The sequence below is a fragment of the Dietzia sp. SLG310A2-38A2 genome, assembly GCF_014145095.1.
GTDB lineage: Bacteria > Actinomycetota > Actinomycetes > Mycobacteriales > Mycobacteriaceae > Dietzia.
On the sequence record NZ_JAALDX010000056.1, the window covers coordinates 7,811 to 23,620 of the forward strand.

Annotated in this window: 15 protein-coding genes; 7 read left to right on the forward strand and 8 right to left on the reverse strand. The window is 67.6% G+C overall.

Annotated elements, in window-relative coordinates; translation table 11 throughout:
• The coding region (locus G6027_RS02180; RefSeq protein ID WP_182634992.1) for a pyruvate carboxylase at window positions 1-2,663 on the forward strand (2,663 nt) is incomplete at its 5' end.
• A 44-nt stretch (window positions 2,664-2,707) separates the two neighbouring features.
• Here the strand turns inward: G6027_RS02180 and G6027_RS02185 are convergent.
• Genes G6027_RS02185 through G6027_RS02195 form a run of 3 tightly spaced genes read right to left on the reverse strand, consistent with a single transcriptional unit; the run spans window position 2,708 to window position 5,785 of the window.
• Window positions 2,708-3,766 carry an acyl-CoA dehydrogenase family protein gene (locus G6027_RS02185; protein WP_182634994.1) on the reverse strand — a complete coding sequence of 353 codons (1,059 nt, stop codon included), beginning with the start codon at window positions 3,764-3,766 and terminating at the stop codon, window positions 2,708-2,710.
• 19 nt (window positions 3,767-3,785) lie between these two features.
• Window positions 3,786-4,997, reverse strand: a complete 1,212-nt coding sequence (locus G6027_RS02190; RefSeq protein ID WP_182634996.1) for an acyl-CoA dehydrogenase family protein — start codon at window positions 4,995-4,997, stop codon at window positions 3,786-3,788.
• Entirely contained in the window at window positions 4,994-5,785 is a 792-nt protein-coding gene (locus G6027_RS02195; protein ID WP_182634998.1) for an enoyl-CoA hydratase-related protein, read from the reverse strand. The genes G6027_RS02190 and G6027_RS02195 overlap by 4 nt, the downstream gene beginning before the upstream one ends.
• A gap of 231 nt (window positions 5,786-6,016) precedes the next feature.
• On the opposite strand from G6027_RS02195, the gene G6027_RS02200 reads away from it, so the two are divergent.
• Complete coding sequence (locus G6027_RS02200) at window positions 6,017-6,718, forward strand: FCD domain-containing protein (protein WP_241726735.1); 702 nt, start codon at window positions 6,017-6,019, stop codon at window positions 6,716-6,718.
• 45 nt (window positions 6,719-6,763) lie between these two features.
• On the opposite strand, the gene G6027_RS02205 is transcribed toward G6027_RS02200, so the two are convergent.
• The 4 genes from G6027_RS02205 to G6027_RS02220 form a co-directional block, all read right to left on the reverse strand.
• The gene (locus G6027_RS02205; RefSeq protein WP_182635002.1) at window positions 6,764-8,158 is read right to left on the reverse strand and encodes an SRPBCC family protein; all 1,395 of its coding nucleotides are present in this window, start codon (window positions 8,156-8,158) and stop codon (window positions 6,764-6,766) included.
• Window positions 8,155-8,460 (reverse strand): hypothetical protein, encoded by a 306-nt coding sequence (locus tag G6027_RS02210; RefSeq protein WP_182635004.1) that lies wholly within the window; start codon window positions 8,458-8,460, stop codon window positions 8,155-8,157. The genes G6027_RS02205 and G6027_RS02210 overlap by 4 nt, the downstream gene beginning before the upstream one ends.
• Before the next feature lie 111 nt (window positions 8,461-8,571).
• Complete coding sequence (locus G6027_RS02215) at window positions 8,572-9,318, reverse strand: ThuA domain-containing protein (RefSeq protein WP_182635006.1); 747 nt, start codon at window positions 9,316-9,318, stop codon at window positions 8,572-8,574.
• A gap of 82 nt (window positions 9,319-9,400) precedes the next feature.
• Complete coding sequence (locus tag G6027_RS02220; RefSeq protein WP_182635008.1) at window positions 9,401-10,285, reverse strand: TetR/AcrR family transcriptional regulator; 885 nt, start codon at window positions 10,283-10,285, stop codon at window positions 9,401-9,403.
• A 253-nt stretch (window positions 10,286-10,538) separates the two neighbouring features.
• On the opposite strand from G6027_RS02220, the gene G6027_RS02225 reads away from it, so the two are divergent.
• From G6027_RS02225 to G6027_RS02245, 5 genes are all read left to right on the forward strand, one after another.
• On the forward strand, window positions 10,539-11,069 hold the full coding sequence (locus G6027_RS02225) for a TetR/AcrR family transcriptional regulator (RefSeq protein WP_277612283.1): 531 nt from the start codon (window positions 10,539-10,541) through the stop codon (window positions 11,067-11,069).
• Between the two features lie 104 nt (window positions 11,070-11,173).
• Complete coding sequence (locus G6027_RS02230) at window positions 11,174-11,881, forward strand: histidine phosphatase family protein (protein ID WP_182635013.1); 708 nt, start codon at window positions 11,174-11,176, stop codon at window positions 11,879-11,881.
• A 51-nt stretch (window positions 11,882-11,932) separates the two neighbouring features.
• Window positions 11,933-12,694 carry an SDR family oxidoreductase gene (locus G6027_RS02235; RefSeq protein WP_182635014.1) on the forward strand — a complete coding sequence of 254 codons (762 nt, stop codon included), beginning with the start codon at window positions 11,933-11,935 and terminating at the stop codon, window positions 12,692-12,694.
• Window positions 12,694-14,088 carry a dihydrolipoyl dehydrogenase gene (gene lpdA / locus G6027_RS02240; RefSeq protein ID WP_182635016.1) on the forward strand — a complete coding sequence of 465 codons (1,395 nt, stop codon included), beginning with the start codon at window positions 12,694-12,696 and terminating at the stop codon, window positions 14,086-14,088. The genes G6027_RS02235 and lpdA overlap by 1 nt, the downstream gene beginning before the upstream one ends.
• A 21-nt stretch (window positions 14,089-14,109) precedes the next feature.
• The gene (locus G6027_RS02245; protein WP_182635018.1) at window positions 14,110-14,877 is read left to right on the forward strand and encodes a ThuA domain-containing protein; all 768 of its coding nucleotides are present in this window, start codon (window positions 14,110-14,112) and stop codon (window positions 14,875-14,877) included.
• A 51-nt stretch (window positions 14,878-14,928) separates the two neighbouring features.
• On the opposite strand, the gene G6027_RS02250 is transcribed toward G6027_RS02245, so the two are convergent.
• Window positions 14,929-15,705, reverse strand: a complete 777-nt coding sequence (locus G6027_RS02250) for an SDR family NAD(P)-dependent oxidoreductase (protein ID WP_182635020.1) — start codon at window positions 15,703-15,705, stop codon at window positions 14,929-14,931.
• Window positions 15,706-15,810: the final 105 nt, after the last annotated feature.

Below are 15,810 nucleotides of genomic sequence, written 5' to 3' on the forward strand. Positions count from 1 at the left end.
TGGCCCCCGCTCCCGGTCTCGACGACGACCTGCGCCGCCGGATGTGTGACGACGCGGTGCGATTCGCCCGCCACATCGGGTACACCGGCGCCGGCACAGTGGAGTTCCTCCTCGACCGACAGGGTCGGCACGTGTTCATCGAGATGAACCCCCGCATCCAGGTCGAGCACACCGTCACCGAGGAGATCACCGACGTCGACCTCGTCGCGGCGCAGCTGCGTCTCGCAGCGGGCGAGTCGTTGGCCGACATCGGCCTGACCCAGGAGTCCGTCAGGATCCGGGGCGCCGCGGTGCAGTGCCGCATCACCACCGAAGACCCCACCGACGGGTTCCGGCCCGACACCGGTCGGATCACCGCGTACCGGACCCCGGGCGGGTCCGGTGTGCGCCTCGACGGCAGCGTGGGGATCGGATCGGAGATCAGTCCACACTTCGACTCCATGCTCGTGAAGCTCACGTGCCGGGGCCGCGACCTACTCACCGCCCGCACCCGCGCCCGACGCGCGATCGCGGAGTTCCGCGTGCGTGGCGTGACGACCAACATCCCGTTCCTGCAGGCGGTACTGGAGAGCCCGGACTTCGCCGACTGGAACGTCACGACCGGGTTCATCGAAGCCCATCCCGAGTTGCTCGATCGTCACACGTCCGCGGACCGCGGGACCCGCATCCTCCGGTACCTCGCGGATGTCACGGTGAACCGGCCGCACGGGGAGCGGCCGTCCACCGTGTACGCGGTCGACAAACTCCCACCGCTCGACCTGGCCGCGACACCCCCCGCCGGCTCGCGGGACCGGTTGCAGCGGATGGGCCCCGAGGGGTTCGCCGCCGCCCTCCGTCGCTCCGAGGAACTGGCGGTCACCGACACCACCTTCCGTGACGCGCACCAGTCGCTGCTCGCGACCCGCGTCCGAACCCGGGACCTGGTGGCGGTCGCGCCCCACGTGGCCCGCATGACGCCTGAGCTGCTGTCGGTCGAGGCCTGGGGTGGAGCCACGTTCGATGTCGCTCTGCGCTTCCTCAACGAGGATCCGTGGGACCGCCTCGCGCAGCTCCGCGAGGCCATGCCCAACCTGTGCATCCAGATGTTGCTGCGCGGACGCAACACAGTGGGCTATACCCCGTACCCGGAGGAGGTGACCGACGCGTTCGTGCGCGAGGCCGCGTCGACCGGGGTCGACATCTTCAGGATCTTCGACGCCCTCAACAACGTGGAGGCGATGCGGCCGGCCATCGACGCGGTCGCGGGCACCGGCCACGCCGTCGCCGAGGTGGCGATGTCCTACACCGGCGATCTCTCGGATCCCGGAGAACAGCTCTATACGCTCGACTACTACCTGCGGTTGGCGGAGCAGATCGTCGAGGCCGGCGCCCACGTCCTGGCGATCAAGGACATGGCCGGTCTTCTCCGTCCCCCCGCCGCGGCCACTCTGGTGCGCGCACTACGGTCTCGTTTCGACCTCCCGGTGCACCTGCACACCCACGACACGCCGGGTGGGCAACTCGCGACCTACCTCGCGGCATGGGAGGCCGGGGTCGACGCGGTCGACGGCGCGAGCGCAGCGCTCGCGGGGACGACCAGCCAACCGGCGATCTCCGCGATCGTCGCCGCGGTGCAACACACGCCGCGGGACACCGGGTTGGATCTGCAGTCCGTCTGTGACCTCGAGCCATACTGGGCGGCGGTGAGATCGAACTACGCGCCGTTCGAGTCCGGTCTCCCCGCCCCGACCGGGAGGGTGTACACCCACGAGATCCCGGGCGGGCAGCTGTCCAACCTCCGCCAGCAGGCGGTCGCCCTCGGACTCGCGGACCGATTCGAGGACGTGGAGAGGGCCTACGCCGACGCCGATCGCGTACTCGGGCGTCCGACCAAGGTCACCCCGTCGTCGAAGGTGGTCGGCGACCTGGCACTCGCTCTGGTCGGTGCCGGACTCAGCGCCGACGACTTCGCCGAGAGCCCGGCCGAGTTCGACATTCCGTCCTCGGTGATCGAGTTCCTCCACGGGGACCTCGGCGAACCCGCCGGCGGGTGGCCCGAACCGCTGCGGTCGCGCGCCCTCGAGGGACGCGCGGCACCACGGGGTGTCACGCCCCTGACTGCGGAGCAGTGCGAGGCCCTGCACGGGAACCCGGCCGGGCGACGGGAGGTGCTGAACAGCCTGTTGTTCCCCGCCCCCGCCCGGGATTTCGCCGATCACCGTGCGCGCCACGGCGACACCTCACGACTGTCCACGAATCAGTACTTCTACGGACTGCGGCAGGGCGAGGAGCACCGGGTGGAGCTGGAGAAAGGGGTGACGCTGCTGATCGGTCTTGAGGCGATCTCCGAACCCGATGAGGCGGGGATGCGCAACGTCCTGTGCATCCTCAATGGTCAGCTGCGCCCCGTGCGGGTTCGTGACCGCGGGGTGACCGACTCCACCCCGCGGGCGGAGCAGGCCGACGCGAGCATCCCCGGGCATGTGCCGGCACCGTTCTCGGGCGTCGTCACGCTCGCCGTGCAGGCCGGCGACGTCGTGGAACGTGGTGATGTGGTGGCCACGATCGAGGCCATGAAGATGGAGGCCTCGATCACCGCCACCCACGAGGGACTGGTGACCCGGACACTCTTCGACCACCCGACCGACGTCGCCGGGGGCGACCTGCTGATGGTCGTCGAGTAACCGGCGCGGAGAGGCCGCCTCCACCGGAGGCGGCCTCTCCGCGGTCAGCTCCGCTCGATGAGCGCGGCGGCAACCGTCTCGGCATGGACGGGGACGTCACCGAGGATCAACTGATCGGTCTTGGCCCGCCGGAAGTAGTGGTGCAGCGGGTGTTCCCAGGTGAAACCGATCCCGCCGTGGACCTGGATGGACTCCTCGGCGGCGAACACCGCGGCCCGGGAAGCGAGGACCTGTGCCGTCGCCGCCGCGACCGCGAGCTCGCCGGTGGGCAGGTCGTCGGAGCCCGCGGCGTCGAGCACCGCGGCCTCGGCGAGTTCCACGGCGACGTACATGTCGACCAGGCGGTGCTTGATGGCCTGGAACGACCCGATCACACGGCCGAACTGCTCGCGGGACGAACAATGGTCGACGGACAGTTCCAGACACCGGCGGGCCGCTCCCACCTCCTCGGCCGCGAGAGCGGTGAGGCAGAGCGCCTCCACGCGCTCCAGCGCCTCGCGCACCCCGGGGCCCCCGACGGCAGATGTCTGTGCGCCGTCGAAGACGACGGTCGTCAACGACCGTGTGAGGTCCAGGCTCTCGCGTGGGTGGAGCGCGACCCCATCGGCGTCCGTGCCGATGACTGCGAGTTCCGGGCCGTCTGCCGTCGACGCGACCACCACGAGCAGATCGCACCTCTCGGCCCCGATCACCGCCGGTTGGCTGCCGCGCAGGGTGAGGGTGTCGCCGGTGCGCACCGCAGTGACGCCGGAGTCAGTGAATCGGGGTCCGGTGACGAGTGCGGCCAGGGAGGTGCCCGCGGCGATCCCGGGCAGATACCGCGCGCAGCTGTCCGGGGAGCCCGCGAGGGAGAGGGCCCAGCCGGCCCGGACGGCGGACGGGAGGAACGGGGCCCGCCCGAGGGTCCGACCGAGCTCCCCCATCACCACGGCGACGTCCTTGAGACCGCATCCGGCTCCACCGTACTGCTCGGGGATCGGGATCTCGAAGAGACCCATTTGATCGATCAGGGCCGTGACGTCGTCGCCTGGGCCGGTGCCCGAGAGCGCGCGCCGCAGTGCGTCGCGCAGGTCGGACTGCTCCACGGTGAGTTCGAGTGCCATGTCGCTCCTGAGGTATCCGCTAGTGGGGTTCGCGTGGCAGGCCCAGGCCACGTTCGCCGATGATGTTCCGCTGGATCTCGTCCGATCCGCCCGCGATCCGGTAGCCGGGCGCGCCCAGAAGGTGCTCGGTCCATGCGAACGTGTCCGCGACACCGGTGTCCGAGATGATGGCGTGGCCCAGGAACGATGCGGCCGCATCTCCGACCCGCTTGAGGTTCTGCGTCCACACCAGCTTGCCGACCGACCCCTCCACCCCGGGCACCGCGCCGGACTGCACGCGTTCCGCGTAGCGCGACACCATGAGTGCCGAGGCACGCTCGTAGATCGCAGCCTCCGCGAGCCGTTGGCGGACCAGCGGGTCACGGGCGATTCCGAGGCTCGTGGCCAGGCGGACGAGGTCCGCGGAGTTGCCGCCCGCGCTGACGATGCCGGCGCTCGAGTTGCGCTCGAAGCCCAGCGTCGTGAGAGCGACCTTCCATCCTTCTCCCTCGGCTCCGATCCGCCACTCGTCGGCGATGGTGACATCGCTGAGAAAGACCTCGTTGAAGGTGGAACCTCCCGACATCTGCCGGATCGGGCGCGTCTCGATGCCCGGAGCGTCCATGGGCACCATGAACGCCGTCATCCCCTTGTGCTTGGGCGCCGTGGTATCCGATCGTGCGATGAGCAGGCCCCAGTCCGAGAACTGGGCGCCGGATGTCCAAACCTTCTGCCCGTTGACCTTCCAGGTCTCACCGTTGCGGACCGCCCTGGTGGACAGGGACGCGAGGTCGGAACCGGCTCCGGGTTCGGAGAAGAGCTGGCAACAGAGTTCGTCGGCACGAAGGAACGGGACGATGAACCGGTCGCGTTGCGCGTCGGTGCCGAGCGCCAGGATCGTGGGTGCGACCAGTTCCACCGTCACGAGGACGTTCTCGTGCCGGTCGGGGGTCGAGTATTCGCGCTCGAGGGCCGTGTATACGCGCTCGTGAGAGGCGGAGAGGCCCGATCCGCCCCACTTCGTGTCCCACGTGATCGCGCCGAATCCGGCGTCCATCCGCGTGGCCTGCCACGCGCGCGCCTCATCGATGAGCGCGCGTTCCTCGTCGTGTCCGTAGTTGTGGAAGATGGCGTACGTCGGTTGGACGTCGGAAGTCGTCCTCCGTGCCAGGTTCGCGTCCAGCCACTCGCGCGCGACGACGGCGAAGTCCTCGCGATCGAGGTCGGAGAACGGCGGCGGGATCCGCGTCATCGGTTCTCTCCGGAGAGTTCGGCCATCCGGGAGGCCAGCGCCGCCTTGGAATCGGGGTGTTCGGAGAGCCGTACCGTGAACGACTGCTCCAGCTCGTAGCCAGTGCGCAGATCGAGGTTCTCGCATCCGTTCAGCGACTGCTTGGCCAGCACCAGCGCATGCCGGCTCTTCGCGGCGATCACCCGGGCCTGCGCCAGTGCGGTCTCCAGCAGAGCATCGTGCGCAACGACCTCGACGGGCGCGCCCCACCGGCGAAAGGTGTCCGCGTCGACGGGCTCCGCGGTGAAGAACATCCGTCGCATCGCCTGCTCGGGCAGCATGCGCGCCGTGAATTTGCCACCCCCGAGGACTCCCACGTTCATCTCGGGCAGACCGAACGACGCGCGTTCGGAGGCGACCACGAGATCGCACAGAGCGGCCATTCCGAAACCGCTTCCGAGCGCGGGCCCGTTGATCGCGGCGATCACCGGGATAGCGCATTCGCGAACGCCCAACAGCGCTCGCCGCGCGGCGCGCATCTCGGTGTCACCGCTGGCGGCGTCCATCGCCTCGAACGCCTTGAGGTCGTTGCCCGCGCAGAAGATTCGTCCCCGACCCGTCAGGATGACGACCCGCGCGGACGCGTCGTCGGATAGCGCCTCGAAGGTGTCGGCGATCTCGCCGTACATGTCGCGGTCGATCGCGTTGACCTTGCCCCGGGCCAGTTCCACGACGACGATGCCGGGCTCCGGCCGTGAGACCACAAGATGGCGCGGGTGAGGGGACGCTGACTTCCCGGTCTCGGGCATTGAGGTCTCCTGATTCTGGTGCGCAGAGCCGCATCCGGGCGGGTTCCCCGTGAGCGTCCACGGAGCTTTCCTGACAGTGACTACAGTATCGAAACCGGTTAAATATGTACAGAGTTTGAGGGACTTGGGACCGTAGCTGGGTACAGTGATCGCCAAATGTCGCCTAGTGCTGGGGGAATCCCCGTTGTGACCACCGAGTCAGGCCCGTCGCCGAAGCCACGGGAGCCCAAGATGTCCGCGCGCGTCGCCAACCTCATCGCCGACGAGATCCTGGGTGGGGCCGTGGGGGTCGGGGAGCGGCTGCCGACAGAGAAGGAGATGGTCGCGGAGTTCGGCGTCGCGCGCACCACGGTCCGCGAAGCCCTCCGCCTCCTGGAGAGTCGCGACCTCGTGACCATCAAGGCAGGAATCGGCGGCGGCCCGGTCGCCACTCGTCCGGAGCTGACCTCCCTGGGCAACATCATGAAGCTCTTCCTCCAGATCAACGGCGCCACCATCAGTGACGTGATCGACGTCCGGCTGATGCTGGAGCCGACGGTGGCCCGGGAGGCGGCTCGTCACGTGAGCGACACCCAGCTCGAGAGCATGCAGCACGCACTCGACCGGATGCGAGAGGACCCGGGCGATTACGCGAGCTTCCAGCTCGGCAACGCAGAATTCCAACGCGGGGTGTACGAGGCGACGGGCAACCCGGCCCTCCGCATCGTGATGGAGACGCTCTGGCTACTGGTACGCGACGCCGAGCCGGACGAACACCCGATGGCGACCCGCCTGGCAGCGGTGGAGATGCAGCAGGACGTGCTCGACGCATTACGGTCGCGACATCCGGATGAAGCAGCCGCGGCGATGGACGCCTTCAACAAGGAGTCGGCACGCTACTACCGTCGGCACCTCGCCGCCGTCATCGCCCAGCCGGTCCGATGGCAATTGTGAGTCCGCACCGGAACGCCCCACGCCGGACCCGCCAACCGCACCAGGTCAGTCGACCTCTTCTCCGACCCACTTGGCGAGCAAGTGGTGCATGTGGCGGATCTTGATCTCCTGGTACCGGGCCATCGGCAGTAGCTTTCGGGTCGTCGTCTTCAACCCGCGATGAACCTTCGGCATGTTGTACGCGTCCTGGTCGAACACCCGCGCCGAACTACCGAGGACCGTGGCGTCGATCCACGTCTGCTCCGGGGTGAGCCATTCGACCTTGGCGGCGGGAGGCCGCGCACCCGAGAACGGCGCGAGCAGGTAGACGTCCATGATGGAGGTCTCGTGATCGTCGCCGTTGGGCCGGAAGCGGTAGACGATGCGCTGGTAGGCGCCCCAGGGATGGAAGTTGGGGAAGACCGTGTAGTAGATGCTGTCGAGCGATTCGGCGTCCGACATGTTGTCCGCCTTGAAGTCTCCGATCACCTCGCGCAGACCCTCGCGGGCGAGCATGCCGGACATCTCTCGCGCGGTGACCCCGTCGGGCAACGTGACCAGTGGATCCTCGTCGATCCGCGCGTCCACCATCGAATCGAACATCTCCTGCTCGGTCGGCGTGAACCTGATATGCGGGCTGGGCACACCATTGGCGGTGATGCCGCGATTGAAGTTCCCCCAGGTGTCGTACTGACTGTTGGAGTCACCGGTCCCCACGACGCGCTGGGGGTGAGTGGTGACCACGTGGAACGCCTCGGAGAACGCCTCCTGGGCGATCTTCCAGTTGGCGTCGATCACCTTGGCGACATGGGCCTGGATGTAGCGGTCCTCCAGTGGCCATCCCTCGAAGTGCTTGTCGAGATCACCGAGGAAACTCGCCAGCGACTCCGAGTCCGGGTCCATGTTGATGAAGACGAAGCCGCCCCACGTGTCCACCTTGACCTGGGGAAGATCCATCTCCCCCTTGTCCACGTGGGGGAAGTCCCACTCAGAGGTCATGGATTTGAGGGATCCGTCGAGGTTCCAGCAGAACCCGTGGAACGGGCAGCGGAGGTCGTGGCCGGCGGGGCCGCTCTCCTCCCGTAGTGTGCGTCCGCGGTGCAGGCAGGAGTTATAGAAGGCACGGATCGACATGTCCTTGCCGCGGACGACCAGGATGGACTTCTCGCATATCTCGTAGACGTGCGTGTCGCCGGGCTCGGGGATCTCCTCCTCGCGACACGCCATCTGCCAGACCTTGTACCACATGCGGTCTCGCTCGAGTTCGTGGTATTCGCGGCGGATGTACCGCGAGACCGGGATGAAACTCTGATCCTCGTAGAGCTCGTGGGTCTCTTCCCTCAGCACCGGCGGTACGGGGTGGGTGTCGGTATCCAGCAGACGCTGGTAGCCGGCGGAGTACTCGCCGTGCTCGTCGTCTGATGCGGATCGATCTGTGGCGCGGGCGTCGATGTCGGTCACAGTGTGCCCCCTTCGGCGGCGTGCGAGGAGCGGGCTTCCTCGGCGAGTCGGTCGGCCTGCATCCTCTCGAGGAGCTTTGCAGCGCCCATGAATCGGCGGTTCTGGGTGATGGGCACCGGTTCGCGGGGACCGAGCCCCACCCATCGGGCCATCTCCGGGTCCACCGATCTGACTTCACCGTGCAAGTAACGACCCTCGGGGTCGAAGGTGCCGGTCTTTCCGTCCTTGGTGGTGACGAGGACGTTGTAGTCCTGGTCGAACTCGTAGATGGCACGACTCATCGGATGGCGAATCTGACGCATCGGTATCTCCTCGGTGGGACGAACCCCTTACTTGGCAATGTATTCACTAACGGTAACACCAGATAGTGAGAAGCGACACAGGAATAACTGGATACGTTGTCAATTAACGAGTCACTCGAGGTGCCCGGCCCACCGCAGCGCGTTTGCGACGAGCGCCCGGTAGTGGGGAGAGGCCAGGGTGGAGGCCCCGTCGCCCGGCTGGAGATAGACGAGGCGACTCCTGCCGTGCGAACGGCACCATCCGACGAGCGACGTCCCCGGTTCGTGTCGCCAGCCCTCGCGCTCGTCCCGGCGACCGGCCATGGCCAGCGCTGTCGAGAAGTGCACGTCATCGGTCATCGGCGCGTCTGTGCGCAGAAGGGGAACGACCGAGTCCTCGAAGATCTCGCAGAGGTAGGTCTCGTCGATAAGATCGAACCGCGGAGGGACCCCCGCGACCACGGGATGCGCACCGTTCTCGACCGTGATCTGTTGACGAACCGCATGGCGGTACCCGGAGTCCGGACGAGGGGCGCCCCGCACCGTCCCGGGCCTGTAGAGATATCGCCCCCCGACAAACTCCGACCACTCGTCCCAGTTGGCCCAGGAAGCGATGGCGTGGTGGAGCACCACGAACCCGTGACCGGTTCGGGGCGCCGCCCGCAGCCTCTCGCGCAGCGAGTGCGGAGGCTCGGACGGTTCGGGCAGGGTGCCGGGCATGTCGTAGTGGAGCGACACGTCGAACTCGGCGATCTCGTCGGCATCGATGTCCGCGTCGGGGTGCTCCCGCCACGTGATGTCGCCCGGCAGGGCGTCGAGGAAATCGCTGAACGCGCGCCGATCGAACGAGTGACCGCCGGTGATGGCGAGGATGCGCATGGCCGAACTCCCACAGGATCGAGTAACTGTTCTCAACTTCAAGTTACTTCACCGCTGTGCTGCTCGCGGCCACGAATGACGTTCAGCGGCCGACGATCATCCTCGTGCAGACATCCCCCGTGGCGGTGCGGAGCTGCTCTTCCGGCACGTCGGACAGGGGCCCGCCCTCGATCCGGAGCGGCTGGATGGCGATGGTCGTCGCGATCACGGTCCGCACCCGGAGGGACCGGGCGGCGTGTTGCGTCGTCGCGGCGCGGCGGTTGGGCTGATCGTCGCTGACAGGGAAATAGTCGAACGCGCGGCGGATATGGCGCTCTTCGTACTCCCTGGTCAGCAGCCTGGTGCCCGGCGTCGCACCTCCGGCCATCTGGAGGAACAACATCCGGGCCGAGTTCGGGTGCTCAGCCGTCCAGTCCCAGACCGCTCCCAGGACGTCCCGGAAGGACTCGGGGCCCGCGGAGACATCGTCGGGCCGCGCCGTCTGGGCGGCGGCGGAACTCGCGTCCATCGCGTAGCCCAGGGCACTCTCGAAAAGCTCCTCCTTGCTCGCGAAGTGATAGTAGACCGCCGTGGGCACCATTCCGGCCTCCTGCGCGATCTCCTGGATGGCCGCTTCCGCGAAGCCCTTCCTGGAGAAGACCCGGACAGCGGCCTGCACGATGAGGTGGCGACGCGACGGGCGGTGGGCCCCCGAACCGTTGCGCGGTTCGGAGGACTCGCGCGACCGGGTTTTCGCCCCCCTCGGCGGGGTCGAGTCTCCGGTCAGCACCTCCTCGGGGCCCGTGTGATCGACAGCGTCCTGGTTGTCGACAGCACCCGGGTAGTCGTCTGGGCCCGGGTAGTCGTCGGGACCGAGGCCGGCGGGCGGGAGATCGTCGGCCGCCGGTGTCGAGTCCCAGCCCAGCCACTCCGGATCGGGCCGGGACGCCGAGTCGGCGCCCTCGGATGATTTCGCGGACCGCGCCATGCGTGCTCCCCTCGGAGGTCGGAGGCCGCGACCGGTGACGATGGTGCCCGTCGGGCAGGGATCGCGGCGTGGTAACAGGATGGCACAGGCGTTCACGTGGGGTTGCTGTCATGCTTGAGCCATGGTGGCCAAAAAAGCTACGGAGCGTGCCGGCGCCAAACGGTCGAACGGCGCCTCCGGTTCAGGTTCTGACAACGGAGGGCGCCGTGCAGCCCATCGCCCTTCTCGGCGGGACGTCGTCGTCGAGGCCGCGATGCACCTCTATTCCATGCGATCGATCGAGGACGTCACGGTGGCCGACATTGCTGCCGAGGCGCAGATGAGCTCGGCAGCGGTCTACTACCACTTCTCATCTAAAGAGGAGGTTCTCCTCGGAGGACTGCGGATCTTCACCGAACGGATGCTGGAGTACCTCCGTGCGCGGATCGATGACGACCCCGAGGCGTCGCTGGGCGAGTTGATCGTGGCGGTGCTCGAGTGGTCCGACGCCCATCGAGCAGCGTCGCTGGTGTACTTCGTGCGTTCTCCGGGATGGAGCCTCTCGATCGAGGCGCTGCGCCGCGAGGTCCGGCTGGAGCTGCTGTCGATCTTCACCGGCGAGCTCAGAGTGCGCGACCGGATCACCTCCACCGCTACGCAGGGCGCGGCGGCGACCGCCCTCTCGAGCCTGCTCGAGGTGTCGGCGGCATCGTGGTTGACCGAGGACGCAGTGCTCGCGAATCTCGGCCGCCGTCGCTTCTCCGACGAGGTGCGCGAACTCGCCACTGACATCGTCAGCGTGTGACCTGGACCGAAACGGAGTCAAGTTTCGGCCGACTCACGATGCGATTACCAGGCTTTTCTCCGTAGTATCTTTATAGTGTCCCTAGTCTGTGGTTCACTAAACCCGTGCTCAACCAGACCCGTGCGCGAACCATCGATCTCGACAACCCGTTTGCACCGCTGACCGGGCTGTGCGAGTTGATCCTGGTCCGCCACGGTGAGCAGGTGCTGACCCGGGAACTGAGCGCGTCCGAGACCGTGGATCCCCCACTGTCCGAACTGGGCCGGCGCCAGGTGGCGGCGGTGGCCGAACGGACGAGGTCCAGGCAGATCGACGCGGTCTACTCGTCGCCGCTGCGCCGCGCGCTCGACACGGGCCGTGCGATCGCCGGTCACCACGGCCTAGAGCCCACCATCCGCGAGGCCCTCACCGAGTACGAGCCCTGGCAGGACTTCCCCGCCGATCAGTCTCCGTTCGAGACGCTGCCGCACGACGAGCTCTCGCGGATTTTCCGGGAGCACGCCCGCACGCGGAGCTACCAGGCCTTCCCCTACGCAGAAGACCCGGTCGCGTTCCGCGACCGGGTGCTCGGCGAGGTGGCCGCGATCGTGGACTCCAATCCGGGCCGTCGCGTCGTGGTCACCTGTCACAGCGGCGTGATCAACGCGATCCTCGCCGACGCGCTCGGCAGCGGGTTCGACATGCCCGTCCGGGTCCACCACACGTCACTGAGCGTCGTGCGCGCCGCGGACACGCGACGCGCGGTCCAGTCGATCAACGACTTCACCCACGTCCTGTCGTTCCAGACCGAAGTCGGAGCGATGAACCTGTAACCCCTCCGGATCGTCCACCCGACGATCCCGACCGACACGAAGGAATCCCCCATGGATCTGAACCTCAAGGGCAAGAGGGCCCTCATCAGCGGCGCGAGCAAGGGCATCGGCCTGGCCATCGCGCGGACCCTGATCGCCGAAGGCGCCTCCGTGGGCATCTGTGCGCGCGGCGAGGACCAGTTGAACTCGGCCGCAGCCGAGCTGGCGGAGTCCGGAACGGTCTTCCACAAGTCCGTCGATGTCGGCGACCCGGACGCGGTCGCCGCCTTCGTCGATGCCGCCGCAGACGCGCTCGGGGGTGTCGACATCGTCATCGTCAACGCCTCGGCCATGACGGGCAAGGGTCGCGAGGCATGGGAGAACAGCTTCAACGTGGACCTGATGAGCCTCGTCAGCTTCATCGAGTCCTCGACGCCCCACCTGGAGAAGAGCACGGCCGCCTCGGTGGTCACCATCAGCACGACCTCGGCCATCGAAGCCGGCCCGATCACCACCGCCAACAGCTATGGAGCGCTCAAGGCAGCCGTACTCCAGCACTCCTCGGCGCAGGCACGCGTGCTGGGCGGCAAGGGCATCCGCGTCAACGCCGTCTCGCCGGGCCCGGTCTACTTCGAGGGTGGCCCGTGGGACACGATCAAGGAGAAGAGGCCAGAGCTCTACGACGCTGCCCTGTCCGCGGCGGCGCTCGGCAAGCTCGCCGATGCACAGGACGTCGCCAACGCGGTCACCTTCCTGGCCTCACCGGCGGCGGGCCATATCACCGGCACCAACCTCGTCGTCGACGGTGGCTTCACCAACCGCTTCGACTTCTGATGACAACACGCGACGTCGAGACCGCCGACCTGGTCGTACTCGGTGGCGGCTCGGGCGGATACGCCTGCGCGTTGCGGGCCGCGCAGCTGGGCTTGTCAGTCATCCTCGTCGAGGCCGGCAAGCTGGGCGGCACCTGTCTCCACAACGGCTGCATCCCGACCAAGGCGTTGCTGCACGCCGCGGAGGTGGCCGACACGATCCGCCACGCCGCCGACTTCGGGATCGAGGCGACGCTCGGCGGAGTCGACCTCAGTGCCATGCACGGCTACAAGCAGCAGGTCGTCGATGGTCTCCACCGTGGCCTGGAGGGACTGATCGCCTCCAGGAAGATCCGGGTGCTCGGGGGTCGTGGTCGTCTGCTCGGGGGCACCACCGTCGAGGTCGATCTCGGCGCCGGGGGCAGCGTCCGATGCCGGGGGGAGGCGTTGGTGCTCGCCACGGGGTCGCAGTCCCGGACATTGCCGGGCGTCGAGATCGGCGGACCCATACTCACCAGCGACGGGGCGCTCGAACTGGAATCCCTGCCCGCGACGGCGATCGTCCTGGGTGGTGGCGTGATCGGCTGCGAGTTCGCCAGTCTCTGGGCCTCGTTGGGGGTGGAGGTCACGATCGTGGAGGCCGCCCCGCGAGTGCTGCCGACCGAGGACGAATGGTCGTCCGCACAGCTCGCACGGGCGTTTCGCGCACGGGGCATCACCCTTCGCACCGGCACCCCGCTCTCGGGCGCGACCGCCACCGACGAGGGTGTCACCGTCGACCTCGGCGGTGAGACCGTCACCGCGGACCTTATGCTGGTCGCGGTCGGTCGTGGCCCACGGACCAGCGATCTGGGACTTCAGGACGCGGGGATCGAGACTGATCGCGGCTTCGTCGTGGTCGACCAGTGGTTGCAGACCGCGGTCCCGGGCGTCTTCGCCGTCGGAGACGTCGTCGCGGGACCCCAGTTGGCGCACCGTGGATTCGCCAACGGGATCTTCGTGGCCGATCAACTCGCGGGGGTCGACTGCGCGCCGGGGGACGACTACGGCATCCCCCGCGTCACCTACTCGAACCCCGAGGTGGCTTCGGTGGGGCTGAGCGAGGCACAGGCTGCCGAGAAGTACGGTGACATCTCGACCTCCGTCTACGACCTCGGCGGCAACGGCAAGAGCCGGATCCTGCGCACCGCCGGCGGTGTGAAACTCGTCAGGTCCGGTTCCGACGGTCCGGTCGTCGGCATCCACCTGGTGGGGGCCCGGGTCGGCGAGATGATCGGCGAAGCGCAGCTCATCTACAACTGGGAGGCCACCGCCGACGACGTCGCCGGGATGATGCACCCGCATCCGACCCAGTCGGAGGCGCTCGGTGAAGCGCACCTGGCGCTGGCCGGACGAGCACTGCACGCGCACGCCTGAACACGTCACGGAGGTAGCCAGATGCCCGGACCCGCCGGCCGGCTCGACGCGGTGGTGATCTGCGGTGGACAGTGGCACGACTTCGATCACGCCAGGCTGCAGATCCTCGCACTGCTGGCGGAACATGAGTCCGTGCGGACACGCGTGTTCGAAGACTACGACTGCGTGGCGGCCATCGACAGGGCTGACCTGCTCATCACCTATACCTGCAACCGCGTCGCCGGGGAGGAGGCCCAGGACGCACTGACCCGCTTCCTGGACCGTGGGGGGCGGTGGCTCGCGTTGCACGGCACCAACTCCGCGATCGTCCGGACCGACGACGGGTCACCGACCAAGTACGTCACCCCACGCACCATGGGTGTGCTGCCCGGGCTTCTGGGTAGCCAGTTCCTCGGCCACCCACCGATCGCCCCGTTCCTGGTGACCATCAGCGCTCCCGAGCACCCGCTCGTCGCGGGAGTCTCGGACTTCGAGGCCAACGACGAGCTCTACATCAGTGAGTTGCACGAGCCGATCGAGGTCCTCGCGTACACGCGATATGTCGGCGAGTCGACGGGCTTCGAGGAGGGTCACACGGTCCGCGACGAACCCCGGCCGGTCCTCTACCTCAAGCACCACGAACCCGGAACGGTCTGCTACTTCACGCTGGGACACTGCCGCGGCAGATTCGACGTACAGGACCTGGGGATAGCCGACCTCGGCCGCGTGGATCGCGGCAGTTGGGACGTCCCCGAGTTCCGCGAGATTCTGCACAGATGCATCAGATGGGCGGCCACCGGGGGGTTCTGACGGCGACGGTGCCCCTCCGGCCGGAACGTCCGGAGGGGCACCGTCGCAGCCTCAGTAGGACGCGGTGCCGCCATCCACGCTGAGGAGCGCGCCGGTGATTCCGGCCCCGGCATCGGACGCGAGCAGCATGGCCATCGCGGCCACCTCCTCGACGGTGTTCGGGCGCTTGATGGACGACTCCTGCGAAAACAGCGCGACCATCTCGTCGAAGGACATCCCCATCGCCTCGGCGGTCGCCGGGCCGTTCTCCTTGATGATGTCGGTGATCACCAGACCGGGACAGATGGCGTTGACGGTGATGCCCTCAGTACCGACCTCGCGGGCGATCGACTTGGTCATGCCGTTGATCGCGTGCTTGGCCGCGACATACGCGGTGAAGACCGGTTTGCCCTGCTTGCCCTCCACAGACGAGATATTGATGATCCGTCCCGACTTGTTCGGCAGCATGTGTTGCAGCGCTCGCCGGGTCGCCCAGAAGTTCGAGTTCAGATTCCAGTTCATGACGAGGTTCCATTCCTCATCGGTCAGTTGGGCGGCCGGCTGCAGATCCTTGGCACCACCCGCGTTGTTGACCAACACGTCGATCCGCCCGAACGTCGCCACGGTGTGTTCGATGAACTGCTCGACCTCGTCCTGGCGGCACACGTCGCCGGCGAAGAACGCCGCCCGGTCCCCCGCGTCGAACTCTGCCAGAGCACCGTCTCCCTTCTGCTGGGACCGACCGTTCAGCATCACCTTGGCCCCCTCCGCGAGCGCGGCCTCGGCGATCCCTCGGCCGATCCCCTGGGTTCCTCCGGTGATGGCGAAAACCTTGTCCTGCAACGTCATGCGAGTTCCTCCTCGATGGACAACGTGACTGTGGAGCCGACTAACTTGCCATTGACTACAGTAGCGACTGTAGGGTGTCATACATCACAGTTACTTGTACCCGCT